The organism is Pseudomonas izuensis, assembly GCF_009861505.1.
Lineage (GTDB): Bacteria > Pseudomonadota > Gammaproteobacteria > Pseudomonadales > Pseudomonadaceae > Aquipseudomonas > Aquipseudomonas izuensis.
The window spans coordinates 16,882-42,670 of record NZ_WTFT01000008.1; the positions used below are offsets into that span (position 1 = coordinate 16,882).

Annotated in this window: 23 protein-coding genes and 2 pseudogenes; 11 read left to right on the forward strand and 14 right to left on the reverse strand. The window is 58.7% G+C overall.

Features of this window, described 5'->3' with window-relative positions; genetic code table 11:
• Positions 1-90 precede the first annotated feature (90 nt).
• The 11 genes from astD to acs form a co-directional block, all read right to left on the reverse strand.
• Complete coding sequence (gene astD / locus GPL81_RS07030; protein ID WP_178122577.1) at positions 91-1,560, reverse strand: succinylglutamate-semialdehyde dehydrogenase; 1,470 nt, start codon at positions 1,558-1,560, stop codon at positions 91-93.
• The gene (astA, locus tag GPL81_RS07035; protein ID WP_160106098.1) at positions 1,557-2,582 is read right to left on the reverse strand and encodes an arginine N-succinyltransferase; all 1,026 of its coding nucleotides are present in this window, start codon (positions 2,580-2,582) and stop codon (positions 1,557-1,559) included. The genes astD and astA overlap by 4 nt, the downstream gene beginning before the upstream one ends.
• 74 nt (positions 2,583-2,656) lie before the next feature.
• The gene (gene aruF, locus GPL81_RS07040; protein ID WP_160106099.1) at positions 2,657-3,676 is read right to left on the reverse strand and encodes an arginine/ornithine succinyltransferase subunit alpha; all 1,020 of its coding nucleotides are present in this window, start codon (positions 3,674-3,676) and stop codon (positions 2,657-2,659) included.
• Positions 3,677-3,869: 193 nt separating this feature from the next.
• The gene (locus GPL81_RS07045) at positions 3,870-5,090 is read right to left on the reverse strand and encodes an aspartate aminotransferase family protein (protein WP_096509440.1); all 1,221 of its coding nucleotides are present in this window, start codon (positions 5,088-5,090) and stop codon (positions 3,870-3,872) included.
• A gap of 324 nt (positions 5,091-5,414) precedes the next feature.
• Positions 5,415-6,395, reverse strand: coding sequence for a transcriptional regulator ArgR (argR, locus tag GPL81_RS07050; RefSeq protein ID WP_096509439.1), 981 nt, complete (start codon positions 6,393-6,395; stop codon positions 5,415-5,417).
• 248 nt (positions 6,396-6,643) lie between these two features.
• Complete coding sequence (locus GPL81_RS07055) at positions 6,644-7,408, reverse strand: ABC transporter ATP-binding protein (RefSeq protein ID WP_007943885.1); 765 nt, start codon at positions 7,406-7,408, stop codon at positions 6,644-6,646.
• A gap of 28 nt (positions 7,409-7,436) precedes the next feature.
• The gene (locus tag GPL81_RS07060) at positions 7,437-8,549 is read right to left on the reverse strand and encodes a M14 family metallopeptidase (RefSeq protein WP_160106101.1); all 1,113 of its coding nucleotides are present in this window, start codon (positions 8,547-8,549) and stop codon (positions 7,437-7,439) included.
• Between the two features lies 1 nt (position 8,550).
• Complete coding sequence (locus GPL81_RS07065; protein WP_160106103.1) at positions 8,551-9,249, reverse strand: ABC transporter permease; 699 nt, start codon at positions 9,247-9,249, stop codon at positions 8,551-8,553.
• The gene (locus GPL81_RS07070) at positions 9,246-9,935 is read right to left on the reverse strand and encodes an ABC transporter permease (RefSeq protein ID WP_047532379.1); all 690 of its coding nucleotides are present in this window, start codon (positions 9,933-9,935) and stop codon (positions 9,246-9,248) included. Before GPL81_RS07070 ends, GPL81_RS07065 begins: the two co-directional genes overlap by 4 nt.
• Before the next feature lie 91 nt (positions 9,936-10,026).
• Positions 10,027-10,806: an ABC transporter substrate-binding protein gene (locus tag GPL81_RS07075; protein ID WP_160106104.1), complete on the reverse strand. Its 780-nt coding sequence runs from the start codon at positions 10,804-10,806 to the stop codon at positions 10,027-10,029.
• Between the two features lie 697 nt (positions 10,807-11,503).
• The gene (gene acs / locus GPL81_RS07080; RefSeq protein ID WP_160106106.1) at positions 11,504-13,459 is read right to left on the reverse strand and encodes an acetate--CoA ligase; all 1,956 of its coding nucleotides are present in this window, start codon (positions 13,457-13,459) and stop codon (positions 11,504-11,506) included.
• Between the two features lie 473 nt (positions 13,460-13,932).
• Here acs and GPL81_RS07085 point away from each other — a divergent pair, with 473 nt between their 5' ends.
• The 8 genes and pseudogenes from GPL81_RS07085 to GPL81_RS07120 all read left to right on the forward strand — a co-directional run bounded on the left by GPL81_RS07085 (position 13,933) and on the right by GPL81_RS07120 (position 20,735).
• A complete protein-coding gene (locus GPL81_RS07085) occupies positions 13,933-14,196 on the forward strand; it encodes a DUF2790 domain-containing protein (protein WP_096509435.1) in 264 nt (87 codons plus the stop codon).
• Between the two features lie 188 nt (positions 14,197-14,384).
• Positions 14,385-14,660 (forward strand): hypothetical protein, encoded by a 276-nt coding sequence (locus GPL81_RS07090; protein WP_160106108.1) that lies wholly within the window; start codon positions 14,385-14,387, stop codon positions 14,658-14,660.
• Between the two features lie 526 nt (positions 14,661-15,186).
• Entirely contained in the window at positions 15,187-16,434 is a 1,248-nt protein-coding gene (locus GPL81_RS07095) for a ribonucleotide-diphosphate reductase subunit beta (protein WP_020800276.1), read from the forward strand.
• Positions 16,435-16,653: 219 nt separating this feature from the next.
• A complete protein-coding gene (locus GPL81_RS07100) occupies positions 16,654-17,367 on the forward strand; it encodes an HNH endonuclease (RefSeq protein ID WP_160106110.1) in 714 nt (237 codons plus the stop codon).
• Positions 17,368-17,531: 164 nt separating this feature from the next.
• Positions 17,532-18,747: pseudogene (locus tag GPL81_RS07105) on the forward strand (colicin E3/pyocin S6 family cytotoxin).
• 7 nt (positions 18,748-18,754) lie between these two features.
• Entirely contained in the window at positions 18,755-19,009 is a 255-nt protein-coding gene (locus tag GPL81_RS07110) for a colicin E3-like toxin immunity protein (RefSeq protein ID WP_160106112.1), read from the forward strand.
• Positions 19,010-19,333: 324 nt separating this feature from the next.
• A complete protein-coding gene (locus GPL81_RS07115) occupies positions 19,334-20,296 on the forward strand; it encodes a hypothetical protein (protein ID WP_160106114.1) in 963 nt (320 codons plus the stop codon).
• A 121-nt stretch (positions 20,297-20,417) separates the two neighbouring features.
• Positions 20,418-20,735: a helix-turn-helix domain-containing protein gene (locus GPL81_RS07120; RefSeq protein ID WP_160106115.1), complete on the forward strand. Its 318-nt coding sequence runs from the start codon at positions 20,418-20,420 to the stop codon at positions 20,733-20,735.
• Positions 20,736-20,882: 147 nt separating this feature from the next.
• Here the strand turns inward: GPL81_RS07120 and GPL81_RS07125 are convergent, their stop codons facing one another.
• Both GPL81_RS07125 and GPL81_RS07130 read right to left on the reverse strand, forming a co-directional pair.
• Entirely contained in the window at positions 20,883-22,400 is a 1,518-nt protein-coding gene (locus GPL81_RS07125) for an amidase family protein (RefSeq protein WP_160106117.1), read from the reverse strand.
• 130 nt (positions 22,401-22,530) lie between these two features.
• A complete protein-coding gene (locus tag GPL81_RS07130) occupies positions 22,531-23,589 on the reverse strand; it encodes an MBL fold metallo-hydrolase (protein WP_096509421.1) in 1,059 nt (352 codons plus the stop codon).
• Between the two features lie 215 nt (positions 23,590-23,804).
• Here GPL81_RS07130 and GPL81_RS07135 point away from each other — a divergent pair, with 215 nt between their 5' ends.
• The 3 genes and pseudogenes from GPL81_RS07135 to GPL81_RS31370 form a co-directional block, all read left to right on the forward strand.
• The gene (locus tag GPL81_RS07135) at positions 23,805-24,416 is read left to right on the forward strand and encodes a TetR/AcrR family transcriptional regulator (RefSeq protein ID WP_096509420.1); all 612 of its coding nucleotides are present in this window, start codon (positions 23,805-23,807) and stop codon (positions 24,414-24,416) included.
• 125 nt (positions 24,417-24,541) lie between these two features.
• On the forward strand, positions 24,542-25,081 hold the full coding sequence (locus GPL81_RS07140) for a DUF1003 domain-containing protein (protein WP_160106119.1): 540 nt from the start codon (positions 24,542-24,544) through the stop codon (positions 25,079-25,081).
• A 30-nt stretch (positions 25,082-25,111) separates the two neighbouring features.
• A pseudogene (locus GPL81_RS31370) lies at positions 25,112-25,231 on the forward strand (antibiotic biosynthesis monooxygenase); the annotation flags it as partial.
• A gap of 143 nt (positions 25,232-25,374) precedes the next feature.
• On the opposite strand, the gene GPL81_RS07145 reads toward GPL81_RS31370, so the two are convergent.
• Positions 25,375-25,701 (reverse strand): DUF2025 family protein, encoded by a 327-nt coding sequence (locus tag GPL81_RS07145; protein ID WP_160106120.1) that lies wholly within the window; start codon positions 25,699-25,701, stop codon positions 25,375-25,377.
• Positions 25,702-25,789 lie beyond the last annotated feature (88 nt).

Below are 25,789 nucleotides of genomic sequence, written 5' to 3' on the forward strand. Positions count from 1 at the left end.
GAGACCGCGTCGCGGCCATCGCGAGCAGGCTCACTCCTACAGGTTCGGTGGTGTTCACACTGTAGGAGTGAGCCTGCTCGCGATTCGGCACTACGCCATCTTCACGCCAGGCGTCAGGGCCGCTGGCAGGACCAGGTTCGGCGTTTCCAGCGAGGCCACCGGGTACGCGCAGTAATCCGCCGCGTAGTAAGCGCTGGCGCGATGGTTGCCCGAAGCGCCGACGCCGCCGAATGGCGCGCTGCTCGCGGCACCGGTCAGTTGCTTGTTCCAGTTGACGATACCGGCACGGCTTTCCAGCCAGAATTGCTGATAACGCGCTTCGGAGTCCGAAAGCAGGCCGGCGGCCAGGCCGTAGGCCGTGTCGTTGGCTTCAGCGATCGCCGCTTCAAAATCAGCGTAGCGGATCACTTGCAGCAATGGGCCGAACAGCTCTTCATCCGGGCGCTCGGCCACGGCGGTCACGTCGAGAATGCCCGGGGTCAGCAATGCGGCCTGGGCCTGGGGTTGAGTCATTTCCAGCAGCGCCACCGCGCCGTTGGCCAACAGATGCTCCTGGGCCTCCATCAGTGCCTTGGCCGCACCGAGGGAAATCACCGAACCCATGAATGGCGCCGGTTGCTGATCAAAAGCGCCGACCTCAATCGTCGAGCTGACGGCCACCAATCGCGCCAGCAATGCATCGCCCCAGGCACCTTGTGGCACCAGCAGGCGGCGTGCACAGGTGCAACGTTGACCGGCAGAAATGAACGCCGACTGAATGATGGTGTACACCGCGGCTTCAACATCGGCGACCTGATCGACCACCAGCGGGTTGTTACCGCCCATTTCCAGCGCGAGGATCTTGTCCGGACGGCCGGCAAACTGATTGTGCAGGTGATTGCCGGTGCGGCTGGAGCCGGTGAAGAACAGCCCGTCGATCCCCGGATTCGCCGCCAGGGCGATACCGGTTTCGCGGGCGCCTTGCAGCAGGTTCAGCACACCGGCAGGCAGACCGGCCTCGATCCAGCACTTGACCGTCAGTTCGGCGACTTTCGGTGTCAGTTCGCTGGGCTTGAACAGCACACTGTTACCGGCCAGCAGTGCCGGCACGATATGACCGTTGGGCAAGTGGCCCGGGAAGTTGTAAGGGCCGAAAACGGCGACAACACCATGAGGTTTGTGGCGCAGCACGGCGGTGGCGTCGCCCAGCGGGCCGCTCTTCTCGCCGGTGCGTTCACGGTAGCTCTGCACCGAGATCGCAATCTTGTTGACCATGCTGGTGACTTCGGTCGCCGCTTCCCACAGGGGTTTGCCGGTTTCCTCACCGATGGTGCGGGCCAATTCGTCAGCGTTGTTCTTCAAGGCTGCGGCAAAGGCTTCCAGAACCGAAATGCGCTCCTCCAGGGTCCGACGGGCCCAGCCCGGGAACGCCTGACGCGCCGCTTGCACGGCCGATTCAACCTGAGCGGCGGTGGCGCCTTCACCGGACCACAGCACTTGCTGGGTCACCGGGTTCAGCGACTGGAACGTTTCGCCCTGACCGGCCAGCCATTCACCTGCAATGTATAGCGACTTCATTATTTCGACTCCCGAGCTGCGGACAACGCCACGGCGCGCACTTGATCGCCAGCGTTGAGTTGAAGACGTTTGGCGGTCAGCGGGTCGACCACCAGAGTACCGGCGGCCAGACGTGCCGGAGCGGCAGTGATGCGGCAGTCTTCGCGCTTGCGGTTGTGAATGATGAATGGCGTGGCATCGTCACCCGGCGTGCCAACGGCCAGTACCAGCGCCTGGCTGTCACGCACGGCGCGGATCTTGCCGGTTTCGCATTCGATGGCCGGGCCGGCGTCGAAAATGTCGACGTAGCCCTGGTAGCTGAAACCTTCGCTCTTGAGCATGGCCAGCGCCGGCTCGGTATCCGGGTGCACCTGACCGATCACGTTGCGTGCATCCGGCGACAGGAAGCAGGTGTACAGCGGGAATTTCGGCATCAGTTCGGCGATGAACGCCTTGTTGCCCACGCCGGTCAAGTAGTCGGCCTGGCTGAATTCCATCTTGAAGAAGTGCCGGCCCAGGCTTTCCCAGAACGGCGAGCGCCCGGCGTCATCGGACACGCCGCGCATCTCGGCAATGATCTTGTTGCCGAACAGTTGCGGGAATTCGGCAATGAACAGCATCCGCGCCTTGGACAGCATGCGGCCATTGAGGCCACTGCGGTAATCGGCGTGCAGGAACAGCGAGCACAGCTCGGAGTTGCCGGTCAGGTCGTTGGCCAGGAACAGCGTCGGGATTTCGCGGTAGATGTTCAGTTCCTGGGACGCGCTGACGGTCAGACCGACGCGGAAGTTGTACCAGGGCTCCCGCAGGCCGACAGCGCCTGCGATGGCGGAAATGCCCACCACGCGAGCGTTGTCGTCTTCGAGCACGAACAGGTAGTCCGCATCGCCCCGCCCGGCTTCGCCACGGAAGGTCTTCTCGGCCCAGCCAACCCGATGGGCCAGACGCTCTTCGTTGGCCGGCAAGGTGGTCAGGCCGGTGCCGGTGCTGCGGGCCAGGTCGATCAGAGCGGGTAAATCGCTGCTGCGTACGGGACGAACGATCATGCTATCTCCTCAAACGGGCCGCCAACGCCACCCGCGAAACTTCGCTGCTTTGCAAGACTCTTTTCAGTCAGGCGTCAAACCGCTACCAGGCGCACGCTGGCACCTTCACCGACACCCAGGGCTTCGGCCGCTTCCAGGTCGAGAGTGACGGGTTTGCCCGGCGCGTAATCGAGCTCGAGCATGACCGCGCGGTAATCCTGCAACTGCGCGTTGGACACCAGGTACTGTCGACCGACACCTTTGACCGGCTCGCCGATTTTTACCGGCACCACGCGGCTCTGGGCGATCGAACGGATCCCCGAGACGCGGGCGTGCAGGGTCGGGCCGCCGTCGAAAATGTCGATGTAGTGATCGGTCTCGAAGCCTTCGCGCATCAGGATGTCGAAGGTGATCTGCGCCCGTGGATGCACCTGGCCCATCGCTTCTTGCGCGGAGTCCGGCAGCAACGGCACGTAGATCGGGTAATGCGGCATCAGTTCGGCCAGGAACGTACGGCTCTTCAGGCCGCACAGGCGCTCGGCTTCGGCGTAGTTGAGGTCGAAGAAGTTGCGGCCGATGGCATCCCAGAACGGCGAGTCGCCATTTTCATCACTGTAGCCGACGATCTCGGTCACCACGGAATCGGCGAAACGCTCCGGATGGCTGGCCACGAACAGCAGGCGGCCACGGGAATTGAGCTCGGCCCAGGGCGAACCCACCAGCTCGCGCTGTACGTAGAAACTGGTCAGCAAGCTGTTGCCGGTCAGGTCGTGGCACTGGGAGAGCACGTGAATCTTGTTATGAATTTTCAGCTCGCGGGAGGCGTGCACGAAGGTTTCATTACGGAAGCTGTAGAACGGCTCGGAATAACCGGCGGAAGCGACGATCGCCGAGCAGCCCACCAGTTTGCCGGTGGCCGTGTCTTCGAGGACGAAGAAATAGCTTTCTTCACCGTTGAAGCTCACTTCGGCAGCGAACGACGCTTCGCTCGCGGCGATCTTATCGCTCAGGCGTTCAACGTCATCCGGCAAGGAAGTGACACCAATCGGGCTGTCCGCAGCCAGACGCTGTACCTCGCCCAGATCAGCCATTTGCGCGGGGCGCATCACCAGCATGGTGTCACTCCTTTCTAAAACTCTTGAGGGAAAATAAGCCGGGCCTTTTGTAGGAGCGAGCCTGCTCGCGATGGTGTATCAGCCACATCGGTGTCGACTGACACACCATCGCGAGCAGGCTCGCTCCTACAGAAAAGCGGCCCGGCATAAAAATTGGGTTCGACGCCTGAACTGTCAGGCGTCGAAGGGACTATCAGGCTTGGGTCAGTTTTGCCGCAGCGCGTTCGAAACGATCCAGACCGGCATCGATATCGGCGTCTTCAACCACCAGGCTAGGCGCGAAACGGACCACGTCCGGACCTGCTTGCAACACCATCAGGCCTTCTTTCTCAGCGGCGTTGAAGATGTCCTTGGCCTTGCCTTTCCAGGCGTCGCTCAGCACGCAACCGATCAACAGGCCCAGGCCACGCACTTTGGTGAACAGGCCGTACTTCTCGCCGATCTGCTCCAGGCGAGCCTTGAACTTGTCGTGCTTGGCGTTGACGCCGGCCAGCACTTCAGGAGTATTGACCACGTCGACCACCGCTTCGGCGACCGCGCACGCCAGCGGGTTGCCGCCGTAGGTGGTGCCGTGGGTGCCGACGACCAGGTGCTTGGCCAGGTCTTCGGTGGTCAGCATCGCCGCGATCGGGAAACCGCCGCCCAGGCTCTTGGCGCTGGTCAGGATGTCCGGGATCACGCCGTAATGCTGGTAGGCGAACAGTTTGCCAGTACGGCCCATGCCGGTTTGCACTTCGTCGAAGATCAGCAGCGCGTTGTGCGCGGTGCAGAGTTCGCGGGCGCCTTGCAGGTATTCGAGTTCAGCCGGGATCACACCGCTTTCGCCCTGGATCGGCTCCAGCACCACCGCGCAAGTCTTGTCGGAAATGGCGGCTTTCAGCGCGGCCAGATCGTTGTACGGCACGTGGGTGATACCGGTGATTTTCGGACCGAAACCGTCGGAATACTTCGACTGGCCACCGACGTTCACGGTGAACAGGGTACGGCCGTGGAAGCTGTTGAGCGCGGCGATGATTTCGTACTTCTCGCTGCCAAAACGATCGTGACCGACACGACGGGCCAGCTTGAAAGCGGCCTCGTTGGCTTCGGCGCCGGAGTTGCAGAAGAAGGCACGCTCGGCAAAGGTGGCATCGATCAGCTTATGGGCCAGGCGCAGGGCCGGCTCATTGGTGAACACGTTGGACACGTGCCACAGCTTGTTGGCCTGTTCGGTCAAGGCGCCGACCAGCGCCGGATGCGCATGGCCCAATACGTTTACGGCAATCCCGCCGGCGAAGTCGATCAGCTCGCGACCGGACTGGTCCCAGACGCGGGAACCGGCGCCACGCACGGGAATGAAGGCGGCAGGCGCGTAGTTGGGAACCATTACCTGATCGAAATCGGCGCGTTGTACCGCAGCGTGCTCAACGGACATCGGAGTCTCCTGAAGAGAAAACACTCGCCTGAAACTGGCGAGCGATGGGGGGATTGTAAGGACAGTTTTCAGCCCGGCCTTGCCGCCAAGCGACAACTTCTTATAGCGCAAACCCCGGTTTTTCCCGGGTTTACGGCAATGCGACATATAGGGTCGCAAAGGCGCAGTTTAACTGGACCAGACAGTTAACGGCAGGCTTGGCGGGATTTGATTTACCGAGGCATCGCGAGATGCCGACAACGGCCGGACATCTATAAAGAAGAATGAGCGAAGGCTTTAACAGGTTATCCATGGCAATAGCGCCATGGATTGATCAGGCAGAAATCAGCCGCGCTCCGACGGCACCGACGACAATTCGAACGGGCTGCTGCTGCGTCGCTGGTTGCGATCTTCCCGCGGCGTGGCGCCGAAGAAGTTGCGGTAGGCGCTGGAAAAATGCGGCCCCGAGGAGAAGCCGCACGACAGGCCGATCTGAATGATCGACTTGCTGGTTTGCATCAACATCTGCCGGGCCTTGTTCAGGCGCAGTTCCAGGTAGTACTGGCTCGGCACACGATTGAGGTATTGCTTGAAGATCCGCTCCAGCTGTCGACGGGACACGCACACGTGCTGGGCGATTTCGTCGGTAGTCAGCGGCTCTTCGATGTTGGCCTCCATCAGCAGCACCGCCTGGGTGAGCTTTGGATGGCTGGAGCCGAGGCGATTCTGCAACGGAATGCGCTGACGTTCGCCGCCTTCGCGGATGCGCTCGACCACCAACTCTTCCGACACCGCACCGGCCAGTTCCGCACCGTGATCGCGAGCCAGCACCGCCAGCAGCAAGTCGAGCACCGACATGCCGCCGCAGGCGGTCAGGCGATCGCGATCCCAGTCGAACAGATGGCTGGTGGCGATGACTTTCGGGAAGCGTTCAGCGAAATCGTCCTGCCAGCGCCAATGCACGGCAGCACGGTAACCATCAAGCAAACCGAGTTGCGCCAACGGATAGACACCGGCGGACAAGCCACCAATCACGCACCCCGAACGCACCAGTTGTTTCAGCGCACTGCTGAGTGCCGGCGCCAGGGTGGTCGGTGGCTCGTCGGCGAGCAGGAACAGTTTCTGGAAATTTTCGAGCTTGCCGGTCCAGGCTTCGCCGGGCAATTGCCAGGCGTTTTCGGCCGGTGGTTCGGCCTGCAGGAATGACAGTTCGTAGACCACGTCCGGATGCACACGCTGGGCAACACGCAAGGCCTCCTCAGCCAGCGCAAGCGTCAGTGCTTTAGTGCTGGGCCAAATCAGGAAACCAATTCGATGGGCAGTCATGGGTGGGCGATCCGAAGCGAAAAACAGTGATGAAGGCATGGGCCAATGCTAGCCCGTAAAAGAACACAAATCGCAAAACCAGCAAAGATCGAATATAGGAGCTGGCTTGCCAGCGAAGGCGGCGTATCAGTCAACACTCATGGTGACTGACACTACGCCTTCGCTGGCAAGCCAGCTCCTACAGGGGATCGGGGCCAGCCTTTAGACTGCGAAGCATGCACTATCTCGGTGCATAACGGCAGTTCTGATTACTTCAGGCTGCCCGAGAGGAATTGCTGCAAGCGTTCCGATTGCGGGTTCACCAGCACTTCACGCGGGTTGCCGCTTTCTTCGACGACACCTTTGTGCAGGAACACCAACTGGTTCGACACTTCACGGGCGAAGCCCATTTCGTGGGTCACCACCACCATGGTCCGGCCTTCCTGGGCCAGGGCCTGCATCACTTTCAACACGTCGCCAACCAGCTCCGGGTCGAGGGCCGAGGTCGGTTCGTCGAACAGCATCACTTCGGGTTCCATCGCCAGCGCACGGGCAATGGCCACGCGCTGCTGTTCGCCGCCGGACATGTGACCCGGATAGGCGTCCTTGCGATGACCGACACCGACCTTGTTCAGGTAGTGCTCGGCTTTCTCACGCGCTTCAGCCTTGGACATGCCCAGCACGTGAACCGGCGCTTCCATGATGTTTTCCAGCGCAGTCATGTGCGACCACAGGTTGAAATGCTGGAACACCATCGACAGGCGCGAACGCATGCGTTGCAGCTGTTTCGGGTCGGCGGCCTTCAGCGCGCCGTCCTTGTTCGCCACCAGCTTCAGCTCTTCGTTGTTGAGCAGAATCTTGCCCGCGTGCGGCTGCTCCAGCAGGTTGATGCAGCGCAGGAAGGTACTTTTGCCGGAGCCACTGGAGCCGATGATGCTGATCACATCGCCAGCCGCCGCTTTCAGGGACACGCCCTTGAGCACTTCGTGACTGCCATAGCGTTTATGCAGGTCTTGGACTTCAAGTTTGTACATGCGGTCGGTTCTCACAAAAAGCAGTCAGTCAGTCGTTGAGCAAGCGCCCGTGACGCAGCGCTTCGCGCCCCGCCACCTTGGCCAGCCAGAAACCGGGTTGGGCATAACGCAGCCGTTCAATGGCAAACAGCACCCCGGACGTACCAGCACACACCGTGCTGACCCGATCCGCCAGCGGATCGATCACTTCAAAAATCTCATCGCCAGCATCAACCCATTCACCGGGTTTACGCAGAAAACTCACCACGCCCGGATGCGGCGCGAACAGCAATTCGGTGCCTTCGAACGGCAGGCCTTCGCAAGCGTCCTGCGCAGGTGCAGGCCAGTCGCCGCTGATCAGGCCCTGCTCGGCGAGGAACGCCAGAATGCCCTCGGCATGCGCCTCGGTCTCGAGGCGACCGGTGTCGGCCTGACCACCCAGTTCAATGGTAGTCGCCAGGCACGCCAGTGGAATCTGCGCGTCCGGGAACAAACGGGACAACCGCAACCACGGCAGCGAACAGGCTTCGTCGAAGGAGCTGCCGCCGGAATCTTCCGCCAGCAGACCGACCCGCACATTCAGGTGCGCGGCCAGCGAACGCCATTGCGGCCAGTGCTGCGGCAAGGCGTACATGTGCAGCGCCGCTTCACAATCGCAATGCAGGTCCAGCACCACATCGGCGGCGCAGGCATGGCTGAGCAGCACACGCTGCATGCCTTGCAACTGGCTGCTCGCCTCTGGCAAGGCCGCCAGATGATCACTCATGGCCTGGCGGATCAAACGGATGTTGGCGTGCGGGTCATCACCCAGATGCCCATCGAGTTGCGCGGCCACTGGCACGCTGAGTTCGACGAAATCCCGGTTGAAGTTCTTGCCGCTGCCCGCCTCGAAACGCCCTTGATGATTGCCCTGCAGCAACTGACCGAGGCCCAGTGGATTGGCCACCGGCACCAGTTCGATCACGCCGTTGAGCAAGCCTTGGGCTTCGAGTTCGGCCAGGCGCTTTTTCAGCGCCCAGGCCGTGCGCATGCCCGGCAATTCATCGGCGTGCAGGCTGGCCTGAATGTAAGCCTTGCGCTCGCCACTGCCGAAGCGAAACACCGAAATCTGGCGTTCGCTACCGAGGTGACTCCACGGCAAAGCATGATCGATGCGTTCCATATCAGTGCTTCCGCGGGGCCAGGTAGCCCAGCCAGCGGCGCTCGGCCAGTTTGAACAGCTTCACCAGAATGAAGGTCAGGCACAGGTAGAACACGCCGGCGGTGATGTAGGCTTCGAACGGCAGGTAGAACTGAGCGTTGACCGTGCGCGCGGCACCGGTGATGTCGATCAGGGTCACGATGGACGCCAGACTGGTGGTCTGCAACATCATGATCACTTCGTTGCTGTATTGCGGCAGCGCACGACGCAGGGCCGACGGCAACAGGATGCGCTTGTACATCTTGACCCGCGACATGCCCATGGCCTTGGCCGCTTCGATCTCGCCGTTCGGCGTGGCCCGCAGGCTGCCGGCGATGATTTCGGCGGTGTAGGCGCTGGTGTTGATGGCGAACGCCAGGCACGCACAGAAGGTCGCGCTGGACAGCCACGGCCAGAGGAAGCTGTCGCGAACGGTTTCGAATTGCGCCAGACCGTAGTAGATCAGAAACAGCTGCACCAGCATCGGCGTGCCGCGGATCACGTAGGTGTAGAGCCACGCGGTCATGTTGACCACCGCGTTTTTCGAGACGCGCATCAAGCCCAGCGGCAACGCACACAGCAGGCCGAAGAACAGCGACAGTGCGAGCAGTTTGAGGGTGGTCACCAGGCCGCCGAAGTACAGCGGCAAGGCCTCCCAAATGACGTTGTAGTCGAAGATCATAGATCAGCCGCCCTTACGCCTACCGAGTAGCGCTTCTCAAGGTGACGCAATGCCAGCAACGAGACACTGGTGATCACCAGGTACATCGCCGCCACTGCGAGGAAGAAGGTGAAAGGTTCGCGGGTGGCATCGGCCGCCTGCTTGGCCTTGAACATCATGTCTTGCAGACCCACCACCGAAATCAGCGCGGTGGCCTTGGTCAGTACCAGCCAGTTGTTGGTGAAACCCGGAATCGCCAGGCGAATCATCTGCGGTACCAGTACCCGGAAGAACACCTGGAAACTGCTCATGCCGTAAGCCATGCCGGCTTCGGCCTGACCCTTGGGGATCGCCATGAAGGCGCCACGGAAGGTTTCCGACAGGTAGGCACCGAAGATGAAGCCCAGGGTGCCGATACCGGCAGCCAACGGGTTCAGGTCGATGTATTCGTCAAAACCGAGCAGCGGTGCGACACGGTTGAGCAGGTCCTGGCCGCCGTAGAAAATCAGCAGGATCAGCACCAGGTCGGGAATACCGCGGATCACTGTGGAGTACAGATCGCCCAGCCAGGCCAGCCAGCGCACCGGCGACAGGCGCAGTGCCACGCCGATCAGGCCCAGAACAATGGCCAGGGCCATGGACGACAAGGCGAGCTGAAGCGTCAGCCAAGCGCCATCGAGGATGACAGCCCCGTAGCCTTTCAACATGATTCAGGTCCTCGAAAGTTGGGATGAAAAAATGGCGCAAACCTCAGAGATCCTGTTGCTTGCGCCATTTCGGACTTGTCGCCGGGACGTGTTACTTGCCGTAGATATCGAAGGCGAAGTACTTGTCCTGGATTTGCTTGTACTTGCCGTTTTCGCGGATGGCCGCGATGGCAGCATTGAGCTTGTCCAGCTCAGCCTTGTCGCCCTTGCGCACGGCAATGCCGACGCCGTCGCCGAAGTATTTGACGTCGGTGAACGCAGGACCGACGAAGGCGAAGCCTTTACCGGCGTCGGTTTTCAGGAAACCGTCATCCAGCAGCGTAGCGTCTGCCACGGTGCCGTCGAGGCGGCCGGCGGCCACATCCAGATAAATTTCGTTCTGCGAGCCGTACGGCTTGATCTCGGTACCCAGCGGGGCCAGGACTTCACGGGCGAAACGCTCGTGGATCGAACCGCGTTGCACGCCGATGTTCTTGCCCTTGAGCTCGGTCAGGTTGTCGCTGACCTGAGTGCCGGCCTTCATGACCAGGCGCGCCGGAGTGTTGTAGTACTTGTTGGTGAAGTCCACGGACTTCTTGCGATCTTCAGTGATCGACATGGACGACAGGATCGCGTCGATCTTGCGCACCTTGAGCGCCGGGATCAGACCGTCGAACTCTTGCTCGACCCACACGCACTTGACCTTCATCTCTTCGCACAGGGCGTTGCCGATGTCGTAGTCGAAACCCACGATGCTGCCATCCGGTGCTTTGGATGCGAACGGAGGGTAAGCCGCTTCAATACCGATTTTCAGAGGTTTTTCATCGGCGAAGGTTGGCAGGGACAGCACGGTGGACAGTGCCAGGGCGCCAAGCAGCACGAGTTTCTTCATCTTGGGACTCCATCGGAAAAGGGCTAAAACGGCAGAGTGAGCGACAGCCCAATATGCGAATGAGTGGAACCGGAAAGCGTTGCTGCGTCCTGCATTGCGTGTGCGAATTTTCAACACGGGCAACGACGAGCGAATGATCGGCATTCTAACGACAGGCCCGAAGCCGATATTTCTTCAATGCGACAACTAGTTACAGAAGCACCGAGAAAGCCGTTTGGGCACGTTGACAGCCTTGCAAAATCATGCAAGAGCAAAAGATGGCAAACCGATCTATGTAGCAAATTGCGGGCCTATTATTGGCAAACCCTTCTAATCCGGCAAGCGTAGCGTGGGGAGTTATTTTTTGAGCGTGCGAAATGCACCATTGCTGGCCGATGGCGTTTCGCAATGCCCCGACTCTGCGCGAGCGGTTACACATTCAGTTACTTGAAAGCAGATGGGTAACAGTGGGAAAGCGCCTACAGAGGAAGCCGATAATTATTGGCTGATGTTTATGCGGTGTCTGACAGGCCGTCATCGCGGGCAAGCCTTGCTCCCACGGAATCGGCGTCGTGCCCAAGATCGGCGAACAACACAAAACCTGTGGGAGCAAGGCTTGCCCGCGATGAGGCCAGAACTGCCAACACAAACCCCTCAGGCAATAAAAAACCCCACCCGACTCAACATCGGGTGGGGCTTCGATGACGCCAAACGCTACTTACGCAACATTCATCGTCTTGTGCGTATCAATCAAATGCTGCACCACACCCGGGTCCGCCAGGGTGGAAATATCGCCCAACCCGTCATATTCCGCGGTGGCAATCTTGCGTAGAATCCGCCGCATGATCTTGCCCGAACGGGTTTTCGGCAGCCCCGGCGCCCACTGGATCACGTCCGGTGAAGCAATCGGGCCGATCTCCTTACGCACCCAGTTCTTCAGCTCCAGGCGCAACTGCTCGCTGGTCTCTTCGCCGGCGATCAGGGTGACGTAGACATAGATGCCCTGGCCCTTGATGTCGTGCGGCACACCGACCACCGCCGCTTCGGCGACTTTCGGGTGCGCGACCATGGCGCTTTCGATCTCGGCGGTGCCCATGCGGTGGCCGGAGACGTTGAGCACGTCGTCCACGCGACCGGTGATCCAGTAGTAACCATCGGCATCGCGACGGGCGCCGTCACCGGTGAAGTACATGCCGCGGAAGGTCTTGAAATAGGTATCGACGAAGCGGTCGTGGTCGCCATACAGCGTGCGCGCCTGGCCTGGCCACGAATCGAGAATCACCAGGTTGCCCTCGGCCTCGCCTTCGATGATGTTGCCCAGGTTGTCCACCAGGGCCGGCACCACGCCGAAGAACGGACGCGCCGCCGAACCCGGCTTGAGGCCGTGGGCGCCCGGCAACGGGCTCATCATGTTGCCGCCGGTTTCGGTCTGCCACCAGGTGTCGACGATCGGGCAACGGGACTGGCCGACGTTCTTGTAGTACCAGTCCCAGGCTTCCGGGTTGATCGGCTCGCCGACCGAACCCAGCAGGCGCAGGCTGCTGCCATCGGCGCCTTCCACCGCGGCGGTGCCCGAAGCCATCATCGCGCGGATCGCCGTTGGCGCGGTGTAGAGGATATTGACCTGGTGCTTGTCGACGATCTTCGCCACCCGGGTGATGTCCGGATAGTTCGGCACGCCTTCGAACAGCAGCGTGGTCGCGCCGTTGGCCAGCGGACCGTAGACGATGTAACTGTGGCCGGTGACCCAGCCGACGTCGGCGGTGCACCAGTAGATTTCCCCCGGACGGTAGTCGAACACGCGCTCGTGGGTCATGGCCGCGTACAGCAAGTAGCCGCCAGTGGTGTGCTGCACGCCCTTCGGCTTGCCGGTGGAACCGGAGGTGTAGAGGATGAACAGCGCTTCTTCGGCGCCCATCTCTTTCGGCGCGCACACGGTGCCGGCCACTTTCATCAGGTCTTCGTACCAGATGTCGCGGTGCTGGTTCCACTTGATGTCGCCACCGGTGCGCTGGCAGACGATGACTTTCTGGATGCTGCTGGTTTCCGGGTTGGTCAACGCGTCGTCGACGTTGGCCTTGAGCGGGATCTTCTTGCCGGCACGAATGCCTTCGTCGGCGGTGATCACCACTTTCGAGCGGCAGTCGATGATGCGACCGGCCAGGGCTTCCGGCGAGAAGCCGCCGAACACCACCGAGTGAATCGCGCCGATCCGGGTGCAGGCCAGCATGGCGACCACGGCTTCGGGGATCATCGGCATATAGATCGTCACCACGTCGCCGCGGTGCACGTCCTGGCCGCGCAGGGCGTTGGCGAACTTGCAGACTTGTTCATGCAGCTCGCGGTAGGTGATGTGGCGGCTTTCGGCAGGGTCATCCCCTTCCCAAATGATTGCGACTTGATCGCCGCGCTCGGCCAGATGCCGGTCGAGGCAGTTGTAGGAAACGTTCAGGGTGCCGTCGGCGAACCACTTGATGTCGACATGGTGATCGTCGAAGGAGGTCTGTTTCACCGTGGTGAAAGGCTTGATCCAGTCGAGGCGCTTGGCTTGCTCGCGCCAGAAACCGTCCGGGTTGACGACCGACTGCTGGTACATGGCCTTGTAGGTCGCCTCGTCAGTCAGCGTATTGGCCAGGACCTCGGGACGAACGGGATACAGGGAAGCCGCACTCATCTTTCTTACCTCGGTGGAATTAGTTGTTTTTGTATGGCCCTCGTTTTAGCCGGGCCGGGCCTATAGAACCATTCGACGATGGTAGTAACAAGCCCATACAAATTGTCGTGAATAGCTCTAAACCGCCCACCGCCCCCTTGTAGGAGCGAGCCCTGCTCGCGATGGTCGCCAACGATTACGCGCCGAGCCTGACACCCCGCGGCGCCCTCAGGTTCATCGCGAGCAAGCTCGCTCCTACAGAGAAATAGAGGTTATTCAGGGATTGTTACAGGATCTGTCAAAGGTGTTTATCAAAACCACGTCTATATGAACGTATCCGCCCCCCCTAAAATCTGCCTCGCCAACCCGGCAACCTGAGTTAACCAAGTTACAGCCCCCACGAAGGCAGTTAACCCAAACCAAGTAGTTCAGCTCCACACGCAACCCCAAAAAGGTTGCGTGAACCCACTCGACCTTAGAAAGGTAAAACTCAAATGAAAGCTTTATTGGTTCTGGCCCTCAGCAGCGTGTGCGTAAGTGCCATGGCAAGCGAGGTCCCGACTGATGTCGCGCAGCAACAACCGCCCATTGAGGAATACACTTACTCGATGAATCTGGACATCGCCAAAGTGATCTCCATGAGCGAAGCCCCGAATGTTTGTGAAGTTGTGCCAATGAAAATGGAATACGAAGATTCCAACGGTCAACGGCATATCCTGCGTTACAGCGCGATGGGCAACGGTTGCTCTAACGGCTGATCCCTGCTTCACCCCTCCCCCGAAAAGGTTCGACCCACCCGCCGCGATCAGGCAGATGAAGCGCCGAACCTTACCAATCGAATATTTCGATTATTTTAAGCATTTATTTGCGCTTTTTAATCTAAATAGTTGGCGTAGTATCAGTCTCACCCAAGACAAACGACGCCCAAGAATCTGGAGCACTGACCATGAAAACCCAACTGATCCTCGCCCTGACCCTCTCCGTCCTGGCTGCCAACACCTTCGCTGCCGATGGTTACGACCGCACCGGCTCGGCCGCCTACACCAACGAAGCCTCTGTCGCTTCCGACGGTTACGACCACACCGGTTCAGCGTCCTTCGCAGCCGATGGCGCAGACCACGTTGGTGCAGGCAAACTCGCTGCCGACGGCTCTGATCACACTGGCGCCGCCCGCCTCGCTGCCGATGGTGCTGATCACGTCGGTGCCGCTCGCCTGAGCTGAGCCGCCTGTGCGACTTCATGGCCCGACTTCGGTCGGGCTTAGTTGTGTCTGGAGCCTGAGAAACCACTACAGAAACACAAGATGTAGTGAAAAAAGCCTTTTTTGGTTATTTCTTGAGCAAAAATAATCCAGGGCAAAAAATCAGGAAAAAAAATCTTTCCTCGCCAACATCGTTCAAAGCCCTGTAAACCCTCGCTCTGACCGAACAACGGTCGCCGTCGACCGATCCGCAAGCCATTTCGTCGCACCACAGCACGCAAAACTTCCCTATAATGCGGCCGTAAACGGGCCTGCAATATTCCCTTACAGGGAAGAAAAGCCAGTCTGAAGCCCCGCACAAGCAATCAAAGCTTGCTGCGCCCATCAGTGGCTCTCGGAACCCCGTACAAAATTCTGTTTGATGCCTGCGTATAGCTGCTGCAAAAAACGATTCCTTTAGATCCAACGCGGCCAGTAAGGCCGTGTGAAAAACCGACCTATTCATTTTCACACGGGCAACTGGCCCTCACGCAGGAGACGACACGTCATGCTGAGCTGGGACGAATTCGACAAAGAAGACACGGAAGTAGTGGCCAAGAGCGCCAACGCCGGCCACGCCACCGAAGCCAATATGGACCGTCTCGACAGCGCTGGCGGTGCCGCCGCCCTGGAAGCTCGCGCCGTGACCGCCTCTGACTCCGCTGCCGTGGCCCGCGCCAAGGCCGCCCTGGATTCGCTCGACGTGGCCGAAGGCCTTGCCGAACTCGAAGGCGCCTCCGCCCGTGTCGCCGTTGACGAAAAGCGCATGATCAACTGCCGCGCCGACCTCAACCAACTCGTACCCTTCAAGTACGACTGGGCCTGGCAGAAATACCTGGACGGCTGCGCAAACCACTGGATGCCGCAAGAAGTCAACATGACCGCCGACATCGCCCTCTGGAAAAACCCGGAAGGCCTGACCGACGACGAGCGCCGCATCGTCATGCGCAACCTCGGCTTCTTCTCCACCGCCGACTCCCTGGTAGCCAACAACCTGGTCCTGGCCGTGTACCGCCTGATCACCAACCCGGAATGCCGCCAGTACATCCTGCGCCAGGCTTTCGAAGAAGCGATCCACACCCACGCCTACCAGTACTGCATCGAATCGCTGGCCATGGATGAAGGCGAAATCTTCAACATGTACCACGAGATCCCATCGGTCGCGAAAAAAGCCACCTGGGGCCTGAAATACACCCGCTCGATCTCCGATCCGAAGTTCGAAACCGGCACCGTCGAAACCGACAAAGAACTGCTGCGCAACCTGATCGCCTACTACTGCGTCCTGGAAGGCATCTTCTTCTACTGCGGCTTCACCCAAATCCTCTCCATGGGCCGCCGCAACAAAATGACCGGCGTCGCCGAGCAGTTCCAATACATCCTGCGCGACGAATCCATGCACCTGAACTTCGGCATCGACGTGATCAACCAGATCAAAATCGAAAACCCGCACTTGTGGGATGCTGAAATGAAGGAAGAAGCTTCGCAGATGATTCTGCAGGGCACTCAACTGGAGATCGAATACGCTCGTGACACCATGCCTCGCGGTGTGTTGGGCATGAATGCGGCGATGATGGAGGACTACCTCAAGTTCATCGCTAACCGTCGTCTGTCGCAGATTGGTCTGAAGGAAGAGTATCCGGGGACGACTAACCCGTTCCCTTGGATGAGCGAGATTATGGACTTGAAGAAGGAGAAGAACTTCTTTGAGACTCGGGTTATTGAGTATCAGACTGGTGGGGCTTTGAGCTGGGATTGATTTCTGAGCTTGCCGTGATTTGACGATGTAAATCGACGAATCGAATTACAAAAGGCCCCGATCTGATCGGGGCCTTTTTATTGGGTAAGAAAACTCTTACTCATCTCGATGCGTGTAGGAACACTCGCAAGATCCGTCGCTATTTTCTGTAGGAATTTTCGTAGACAGGCGTGATGGCCACTCAGTATCGTCCGAGGGTTTTCCATCCTCGGCGACTGTATGAACGAAAAGAAAAAAGACAGCGACTGGAGTGCTTCTGAGATTAAGGCCGCTGTAGATGCCTATCTGAAGATGCTCGCGCTAGAGCTAAGCGGCCAGAAATTCGTTAAGACTGAAGAGAATCTTGCTCTGCGAGAAACGGCTTTGCCAACCCGCACCAAAGGCTCTGTCGAATTCCGGATGCAGAACATCTCTACTGTTCTAATGAAGATGGATCGGGAATTCATCAAGGGCTACAAGCCTGCCAAAAATGTCGGTTCTAATGTTGAGCAGTCAATTCGAGCAGTGCTCATTGAACGAGGCGTTCAGCCTGGTGACCCCAAAGCTCCAACAGCCGACGAAGAAGCCCTAGAACGTCGTGCTGCTGCGCTTCAAAAACAGAAGATAAAGGAACCGCCGAAAGGCATTAAGAGACCGAAGCGAGCGGCAAGCTCCCGTACGGTTTATGTGCGTGATCCCGAAGTGAGAGCTTGGGTTCGAAATGAAGCCGCAGGGCATTGCGAAGGCTGCGATGAGCCCGCTCCGTTTCAAAAGCTTGATTTACCTTATCTGGAAGTCCACCACGTTAAGCCGCTCGCCGAAAAAGGCTCAGATCAAGTCAGCAACGCGGTAGCGTTGTGCCCGAACTGCCATCGACGATGCCATCATTCCAATGACAGTGAGGCATTCACTAAATTTCTTTATAAAAAGATTGGACGGTTAACTCCCGAGTAACGACCACGTCGAACATTGTGGCGAGGGAGCTTGCTCCCGTTCGAGCATCAGCGACATTTCCCTGAGTCATTAGCGACCCGTCCTACAGCCACAAAATGTCCCGTTCGTTAACGTCGCGCAGCCCTATCCGGGGTTGCCGATGGACGAACACACAAGGACAGTCAGTGGCTCGCAACAAGCACATTCCCCTCATTAGAAACCCACCCTCCGGTGATGGGCATCACGTCACCTACCGCCCTATGACGGCCCGCGAACTGGCCGAGCGCGAGGCCCGGCAAAAAGACCACGAGGCCATGCTCGCCCGGCAAGACGCATACATGCGCAAGCGCCAGATCGTCGAGGCCGAACAAAAAACGGTTCAAGCGGGATGCGTCTTCGCTAAGTCCTGCAAGCTGCCGGATGCGGTCATCAACTACGCCAACCCTTCGGGCATGGTGCCCACCGACAGCCTTGAGGACTACGGGGAAATTGTCTGGCTCGGCGCTCGCGAGGTGGACGATGGCGGGCTGCTGAATCTGCAAACGATCAGCGGCTCGACCCTTTCGCTGGGTGCTGGCCGACTGGCGCGCCCCAGCCATTCAGGTCTTGCTAGCCATCGGCGCTGCGGCAAGCGCTGCCTTGGCCGGCCTGGTCGCGGTGTTCTGGACACCCAGCTTGGGCGATAGCGCCCTCTACTCCGAAGACCAACTACGCGCCCTCAAACAGGCCCGCACCCGCGTGCGTCTGCAAATCGAGCAACAGGCGGATGGCAGTCTGAAGGGCTACGGCTTCTACACCGGCAACAACCGCAACTGGGAAATGGTCGATGTCGTGCAGATTGGCATGCGTGGCAGCCAGTACGTTGCCGACCTCGGTGAAGGCATCGAACTGATCTGGACCCCGGCCGTCGACGGCGCCGACATTCTCGGCATTCCCAAACTGGAGGCCGCTCCACAGGCGCCGCATATCTGGGTTTTTCCGCCGACGAAGCAGGCTGACACCATCATCGTGAATCCGATTTATCCGCCTGAGTACAAGGACTTCATTCTTGTATTTCCAGCGGGGTCGGGGGTCAGGCCGGTTTATATTGTTGTAAGTGTTTCAGGCAGAAAACTACCCAATCCCGACCACGACTACCATTCGGCGCCAGAAACAGAAGAAATTACCGGTTTTCCGGGTTTGAACCAGGTGAAAGGCAAAACCCCCAAGCAAGGCGGTGGAGGCATCCGGGAGCGTTGGAGTGATGCAAAGGGTAGAAAAGTATATGAATGGGATTCACAGCATGGAGAGCTAGAAGCTTACCGCACAAGTGATGGAAGCCATTTAGGTTCCTTTGATCGTTTAACTGGTGAACAGATAGATCCCCCCAAGAAGAACCGCAACATTAGTAAGTACTTGTGAGGCTAAAATGGGGCTAAAAGTCCGATTGAATTGGTATGACAAAAAAACCGAAGTTTTAGAAGGAAAGGAATACTCGGCCGATCTTGGTGACGACGGCTCGATAATTGATGCTTTGGGTCTTATGGAAGAGCTTGAGATTTATGACGGTTGTTTCGATGTAAAAAATGCCTGGATACCCAAAATTCAACCCTTGTTTGATCACAAAATTGAGCCAAACACATTCGACTACCAAGTATCTTTTCGATACAGGAATACTTGGTGAAAATATTTCTGTATCACCTACTGGGCTATTGCCTAATCCTGAGTGCAGACGATTTGCGGATTGAAAAGGGCGTGGGATTTTCTACCCGGTGAGCTGGAGGCATATCGCGCAAGTGATGGTAGCGAGCATGCTCGCGAAGAACATGAACAATAACGCGTAGAACCATATACCCAGTGGTGACCTTTGGTTTTTTTCGCGAGCAAGCTTGCTCCTACAGGATGGGTAAGTATGTTGCGGGGGATTTTGCGATGTGTTGCAAAGAGTGAGTGCAACCCGCCCCGCCTCCCGCTATTAATACCCTTCCCCATCCCGGACCGAGCCCGCATGAAATTCGACCTCGCCTACTGCCTCAGCCTCGACAACAAGCTGTCGATCTATGACGTGCGTGATCTCAATTTCGACGAGACGATGGCGTTCGATTCCGCCCTGGAGCATTTCCAGTGCCCCAACGATGCCTGCCGCTTGGCGTTCGACGCGGCGAATGGGTTGGGGACGTTCAATGCCAAGAATGTGAATTACATGCGCACGCCGCATTTCAAGAATCTGCCGAGCACGCGGCATGTCGAGGGCTGTGCTTATGCAAGTCTGAAGGCGCCGGCGTCGGGTGTAGACGCAGAAGTAGATGATGGTCGTGAGGAGCATTTTCCGTCGGAGCTGTTGCTGACCCGGCGTCAGTATGTACGCAAGCCGCACGGCCCGGAGGTGACGGCGGACGTTGCGAGGGATGAGGCGCTAACTTCTCCAGCGACCAGTAGCGTCGAGCATCCCGCCCAGGATTCGACGCCGGACAAGACCAGCGTCTTCGCCCACCCCGTCGAGTGTTTTGTCTCGAACTTCGAGGACAAGGACCTGCTCAAGCGCATGCCGCTGAAGATCGGTGAGCACGCGGCAACCTACGGGGCGTTTTTCAAGAAGATCGAATATCTGCAGGACAACAAGGGGCTGATCTACTGGGGCCGGATCAAGGAAATCAAGGACTACACCCAGAGCTTTCGCATCGATTTCGAGAAGAAGGTCTGGTTCGAGAAGAAGCCCTACTCGGTCAATGTTTACCTGAGCAAGAAGCTGATCGACACCTACCGCAAGCGCAAGGCGTTTCTGGAAGAGATCAAGCATGCCATCGAGAGCAGGCGGGAGTTGTATTGCTTCTTCTATGGGGTGACACCCGAGTTGAAGCAGGTGCCGAGCAAGAAAAACCCCGAGCAGACGTTCGGGGTGTTCAGTGCCAACATTGAGAATCTGGATCACCTCATTGTACGGGAGGCGCCGGGGTTGGAGGGGACGTAACCGTCCGTCCGGCTGAAGGCACGGGATAGAGAAAATCAAAAAATCAATTTGCTCCCGGCTCAAAACAACTGTACAAAAACACAGTATATTTTGATCAACACCCCCGAGCCCGGAGAACACCATGGCCTCTCAAGCGATGAAAATCACCCTGGAGCGTATCGCCCTTTTCCAATTCACCCCGGCCCACTGCGCCCAGGCCCGAGCGATGCTGGGTTGGAGTGTAGAAGAGCTGTCTCGGGAGGCCGGGGTTTCAGTGGATGCCATTCAGCGTTTCGAGGCCAAGCGCGAGGTGCTGGATGTGACGCGGTTGACGTTGGCGTATCGGTTTGAGTCGGAGGGGTTGGTGTTCTTCCCGGGGTTTGCGCCGGGGCGGGGGATGAATGTGAAGGGGTCGACGCGGAATCCGATGGGGCGGGCGGATTTTGCGATGGTTGAGTGAAGCAATAGGTCATGGGCATCGACCCCTGTAGGAGCGAGCCTGCTCGCGATGGACGTTAACGATAACGCGGGCTTCCTGATTGAACGCGCTGCCCTCAAGTCCATCGCGAGCAAGCTCGCTCCTACAGGACCGTTTTATGCCCTCTCACTACGGCTTGAACGCCGGTGCCCGCCGCGCATGGGACACCTGCTCATAGCCATACGCCAACGCCAGAAGCCTGGCGTCGCTCCAGCGAGGTCCGAAGAAGTAAACCGAAGTGGGCACGCCGTCATCGTCTATACCGGAAGGCACCATGATGCCGGGATATCCTGCCAGCGGTACGACGTTCATGGCCGGTGAAGCGACGTCTGATACGAGGGCATCCAGTTGATGGGTTGCCAGTAATTGATCGATGGCAGCGGCATTTTCGCTTTGGATTTTATGCCAGAGCTGATTGTAGGTTTGCTCGTCAAAGACAACATTGCTGGCTGCGATCAAAGTATCCTGGTTATGACCTTCGGAGTTAGGGGCATTGAACAGCAGTAGATCTTCCAGTGTCTTGGCAGGAACGCCGGTTCGAGTCGCGAGGTAACGAGGCAAGTCTCGCTTGATCCCCATTTGCAACGCCTCCTCTACCCGTTCTGAAACCGGGTCGATCAATTCCACGGGAATCAACGTTGCACCTGCTGCCTGCATGAATTCCAACGCTTTAGAAAACTGCGGATCGATCAGGAGCGGCAAATTGCTGCGATCAAATTTAGCGGGGTAGCCGATTCGCCGCCCTACCAATACGTTAGGACGCAACAAGCTGGTGAAATCCACCGTTCTCAGGTTCTGCGGCTTTGGGACCGGATCGGCGGCATCGCTGCCCACCATGGCATTCAACAGGAGTGCAGCCTCGCGAACCGTGCGCGCCATCGGCCCGGGTGTGTCCAGTTTGCTAGTTACCGGAATGATGCCGCTCCGACTCAGCAGACCCACCGTGGGCTTGATACCCACCACACCATTCATGGACGCCGGGCAGCTGATCGAGCCAGAGGTTTCCGTTCCGACGGTCAGGGGTGCAAAACCTGCCGCGACGGCTGTGGCAGAGCCTGAACTGGAACCGCAGGGGTCGCCACTTAACAGGTGTGGATTTTTGGTTTGGCCGCCGCGCCCGCTCCAACCGCTGGTGAGTCCAGGATCGCGGAAGGCAGCCCATTCACTGAGATTGGTTTTTCCAAGAATCACCGCGCCCGCCGCCCGGAGGCGTTGCACGATGAAGGCGTCCTGCGCGGCGGGTTGCCCGACCATGGCCAGTGAACCGGCAGTGGTCTGCATTTGATCGGAGGTATCGATATTGTCCTTGAGCAATACCGGAATGCCATGCAGCGGCCCTCGGATGTAGCCGCCCTTTCGCTCCCGGTCCAGCGACTCGGCCATGGCCAATGCATCGGGGTTGAGTTCGATGATCGCGTTGATGGCCGGCCCGTTTTTGTCCAGCCTTTCGATCCGCTGCAATAAGTGCCGAACCAGCGTTACAGCGTTCAGTTGACCGCGATCCATCCGCTGATTGATTTCATCGACACTCAAATACTCCAGCCTGGTTTCGGGCGCGGGAGACTGCGCAGTGGCTGCACTCGCCGCCATCGAAATCAGGGCAATCCCGGCCAGCCGCTTCATGCAGCCGTTTAACGTTACGTCCATGTACAAATCCTTCTGACTGATTGCGAGTGAATGATTTCACCCGTTTTTCAGCCTACAGAAGCGGCCGAAATTATCCGTCATCACGACTCACCGCGACTCGTACGAAGGTTCGCCCCTGTTGGTAGTCGCCTTACCCGACGCTCTGTTGATCCTCGAACACCTGCTGCTCAACCGCCAACCACCACGCCCCGCCCCGCTGTGGATGCATCAGGTTGAAGGCCTCGCCCATTTGCGGCGTGGTAATCGAAACGCTGCGCTCCCAGGCCAGGGCCAGGATGCGGTCGAAGGGTTCGTACCAGGCGTGCATCGACAGGTCGAAGGTGCCGTTGTGGATCGGCAGCAGCCAGCGACCCTTGAGGTCGAGATGGGCTTGCAGGGTTTGCTCGGGTTGCATGTGCACGTGCGGCCACTCGACGTTGTAGGCGCCGGTTTCCATGAGGGTCAGGTCGAACGGGCCGTATTGTTCGCCGATACGTTTGAAGCCATCGAAGTAGCCGCTGTCGCCACTGAAGAAGATTCGCGTATCGCCGTCGATCATCACCCACGAGGCCCAGAGCGTGCTGTTGCCATCGAACAGGCCACGGCCGGAAAAGTGTTGAGACGGTGTGGCGACGAAGCGGATGCCTTCGACTTCGGTGCCTTGCCACCAATCCAGTTGCCGGACTTTGCTGGCGTCGATGCCCCATTTGATCAGGGTGTCGCCCACACCCAGCGGGGTGAGGAAATATCGGGTCTTGTCGGCGAGCTTCAGCACCGCCTGATGGTCCAGGTGGTCGTAGTGATCATGGGACAGGATCACTGCTTCAATCGGCGGCAATTGTTCCAGGCTGATGGGTGGCTGGTGAAATCGCTTCGGGCCGGCCCACTGCACCGGTGAGGCGCGTTCGGCGAAGACCGGGTCGGTGATCCAGAACTTGTCCCGCAGCTTGAGCAATACCGTGGAATGACCGAGGCGATAGACGCTGTGGTTCGGCGCGGCAATCAGTGCCGCTTGCGTCAGGGGTTGCACCGGGACCGGGGCGCTGGGGCGAGTATCACGCGGTTTGTGGAAGATCACGTTCCACAGGATGCGCAAGGTCTTGCGAAAACCTTCGCGCTTGACCGGCGCATGGTTGCGGTATTGCCCTTCTGTTCGACGAGAAGCTTCGGCTGTGTCAGCGACATCCGCCGGGGAAGTTGAGTTGGCCATGACTGAATGACTCCAGAAAAACCGCTCGTTTCACGATTTTCCGCTTGGGACGATAAATGGCCAAGGCACGCACGCATCAGCCGAACACTCTAGTTATCACCGCGCAGGATTAACAAAACATTACACTGCACAGTGTAGTTTCAAGGTTGCATCAAAGCCGTTCACAAGTAAACTACCGAGTGTAATTTTCTATCCACTCTGCCGAAGCCGCATTTATGACAGCTCCACAGCGCCTGACCGACCGAAAACGCGAAGCCATCATCCAAGCGGCGATTGCCGAATTCCGTGCCAACGGTTTCGAGATCACCAGCATGGACAAGATCGCCGCTACCGCCGGTGTGTCGAAGCGCACGGTGTACAACCACTTCCCCAGCAAGGAAGAGTTGTTTGCCGAAATCCTCAATCAATTATGGGCGCGGGTGACGGCCGAACAGGAAACGCCCTACCGCTCCGATTTGCCGCTGCGTGAGCAACTGCGTCCGATATTGGCGGCAAAGGTGCAAATGCTGGGCGATGACAATTTTCTCGACCTGGCGCGGGTGGCGATTGCGGCGGCTATCCATTCGCCGGAACGCGCGCAGAACATGGTGGCGCGTATGGGTGAACATGAAGAAGGCCTGACCGTGTGGATTCGCGCCGCCCAGGCTGATGGTCGCCTGAAAGCGGCCGCCCCCGACTTTGCTGCGCAACAGGTTCAGGGCCTGCTGAAATCCTTCGCCTTCTGGCCGCAGATTTCCATGGGTTTTCCGGGTCTGTCGGCCGAAATGCAGGGCACCGTGGTGGAGTCGGCGCTGGATATGTTTCTCGCCTGTTATCAAGTGCAATAAATGACAATTCTGGCCAAGTGATCGACCTGTCCGCCGTTCCAAATCAGACACGGCAATGTGTTTCTGAATGAAACTGGCGTCGGGGCTATAGTGAGCCTCTGTCCCAGCGTCATCCAGAGAGCATCATGACCAGCACGACCAGCGAAACCCAAGCCCCCGCCGCCGTCGATCACCTGCGTTTTCACCGTCCTCATGCCCACTTGGCCCCCACCTTCGGCAACGACAAATTTGCCCTGCGGGCAGAAGCCTTTGCGCGGTTCTTCGGCACCCCGACCTTTCTTGGCGCGCAAACGCTGATCGTGGTGGCCTGGGTGTGCCTTAATCTTTCCGGCTTCACCCACTTCGACGTCTACCCGTTCATCCTTCTCAACCTGGCATTCAGTCTGCAATCGGCCTATGCCGCGCCTTTGATTCTGCTGGCGCAAACCCGTCAGGCGGCGCGTGACAAAGCCCAGTCCGAAGCCGATGCGCAGCACCGCGAAGCGCTGGCGATTGCCAACAGTGAACGTCAGGCGCAAGCGGCGCAAAATACCGCGCAACTGCTTCAGCTGCTTGAGCAAAACACCCAACTGACACAAATGACCAAGGAACTGACCGAGCGTATCGAAACCCTGACCACGGAGATGCATCAGCATTTCGTACGCAAGGATCAGCCAAAGGCCTGAGTGGCCTCACGGCAGATTCGAGGCGGCGATTTGGTGTGGAAGCATCATCCGGAGCACAGTGAAATTCGGGAGCCGGGGCGGTCGACCTGGTATGCGCAGTGTCATACACGGGTGTGTCGGGTTGAGCGAGCCTGTGAGTTCAGTCTGTAGTTGATGGGGTGTTGTTGAGGCCGTCTTCGCGGGCAAGCCCGCTTCCACAGGGATCGGTGTCGTTCACAAAATTTGTATCCGACATATATCTCTGTGGGAGCGGGCTTGCCCGCGATGTCGCCAGAACAATCAACACAAATCCATCAGCCCCGCACCAAACTCCGCAGCGCCGTAATCTCCGGCACATCCCGCCGGTTCATGTACACCCGCAACGGTTCGGTGATGTTGATCCGGTCGTCGATGTTCTGATCCAGCAGCAGCTGAATCAACTCGCGCTTGAGGGTCATGGTGTGCTCGGGGCCGGCGACCCAGACGAATTCGCTGGTGGGGATGATGCCGTCGTCCGCCACGTCCATGCCGAAGGAATCTTCGCTAAAGCGGACGATGTAATGGCCAGTCTTGCGATTGAGTCCGACAAAGCCCTTGAGTTGGTCAGCCGCCTGGCAAATCAGCTGGGAAGTGATGCGCATGGTAAACCTCACACGATGTGATTTGTGGTTTACACGCAGGGCCAGCGAAAGGCTTTCCCTCTGCCGGGGAAATTGCCGGGGGCAAGCG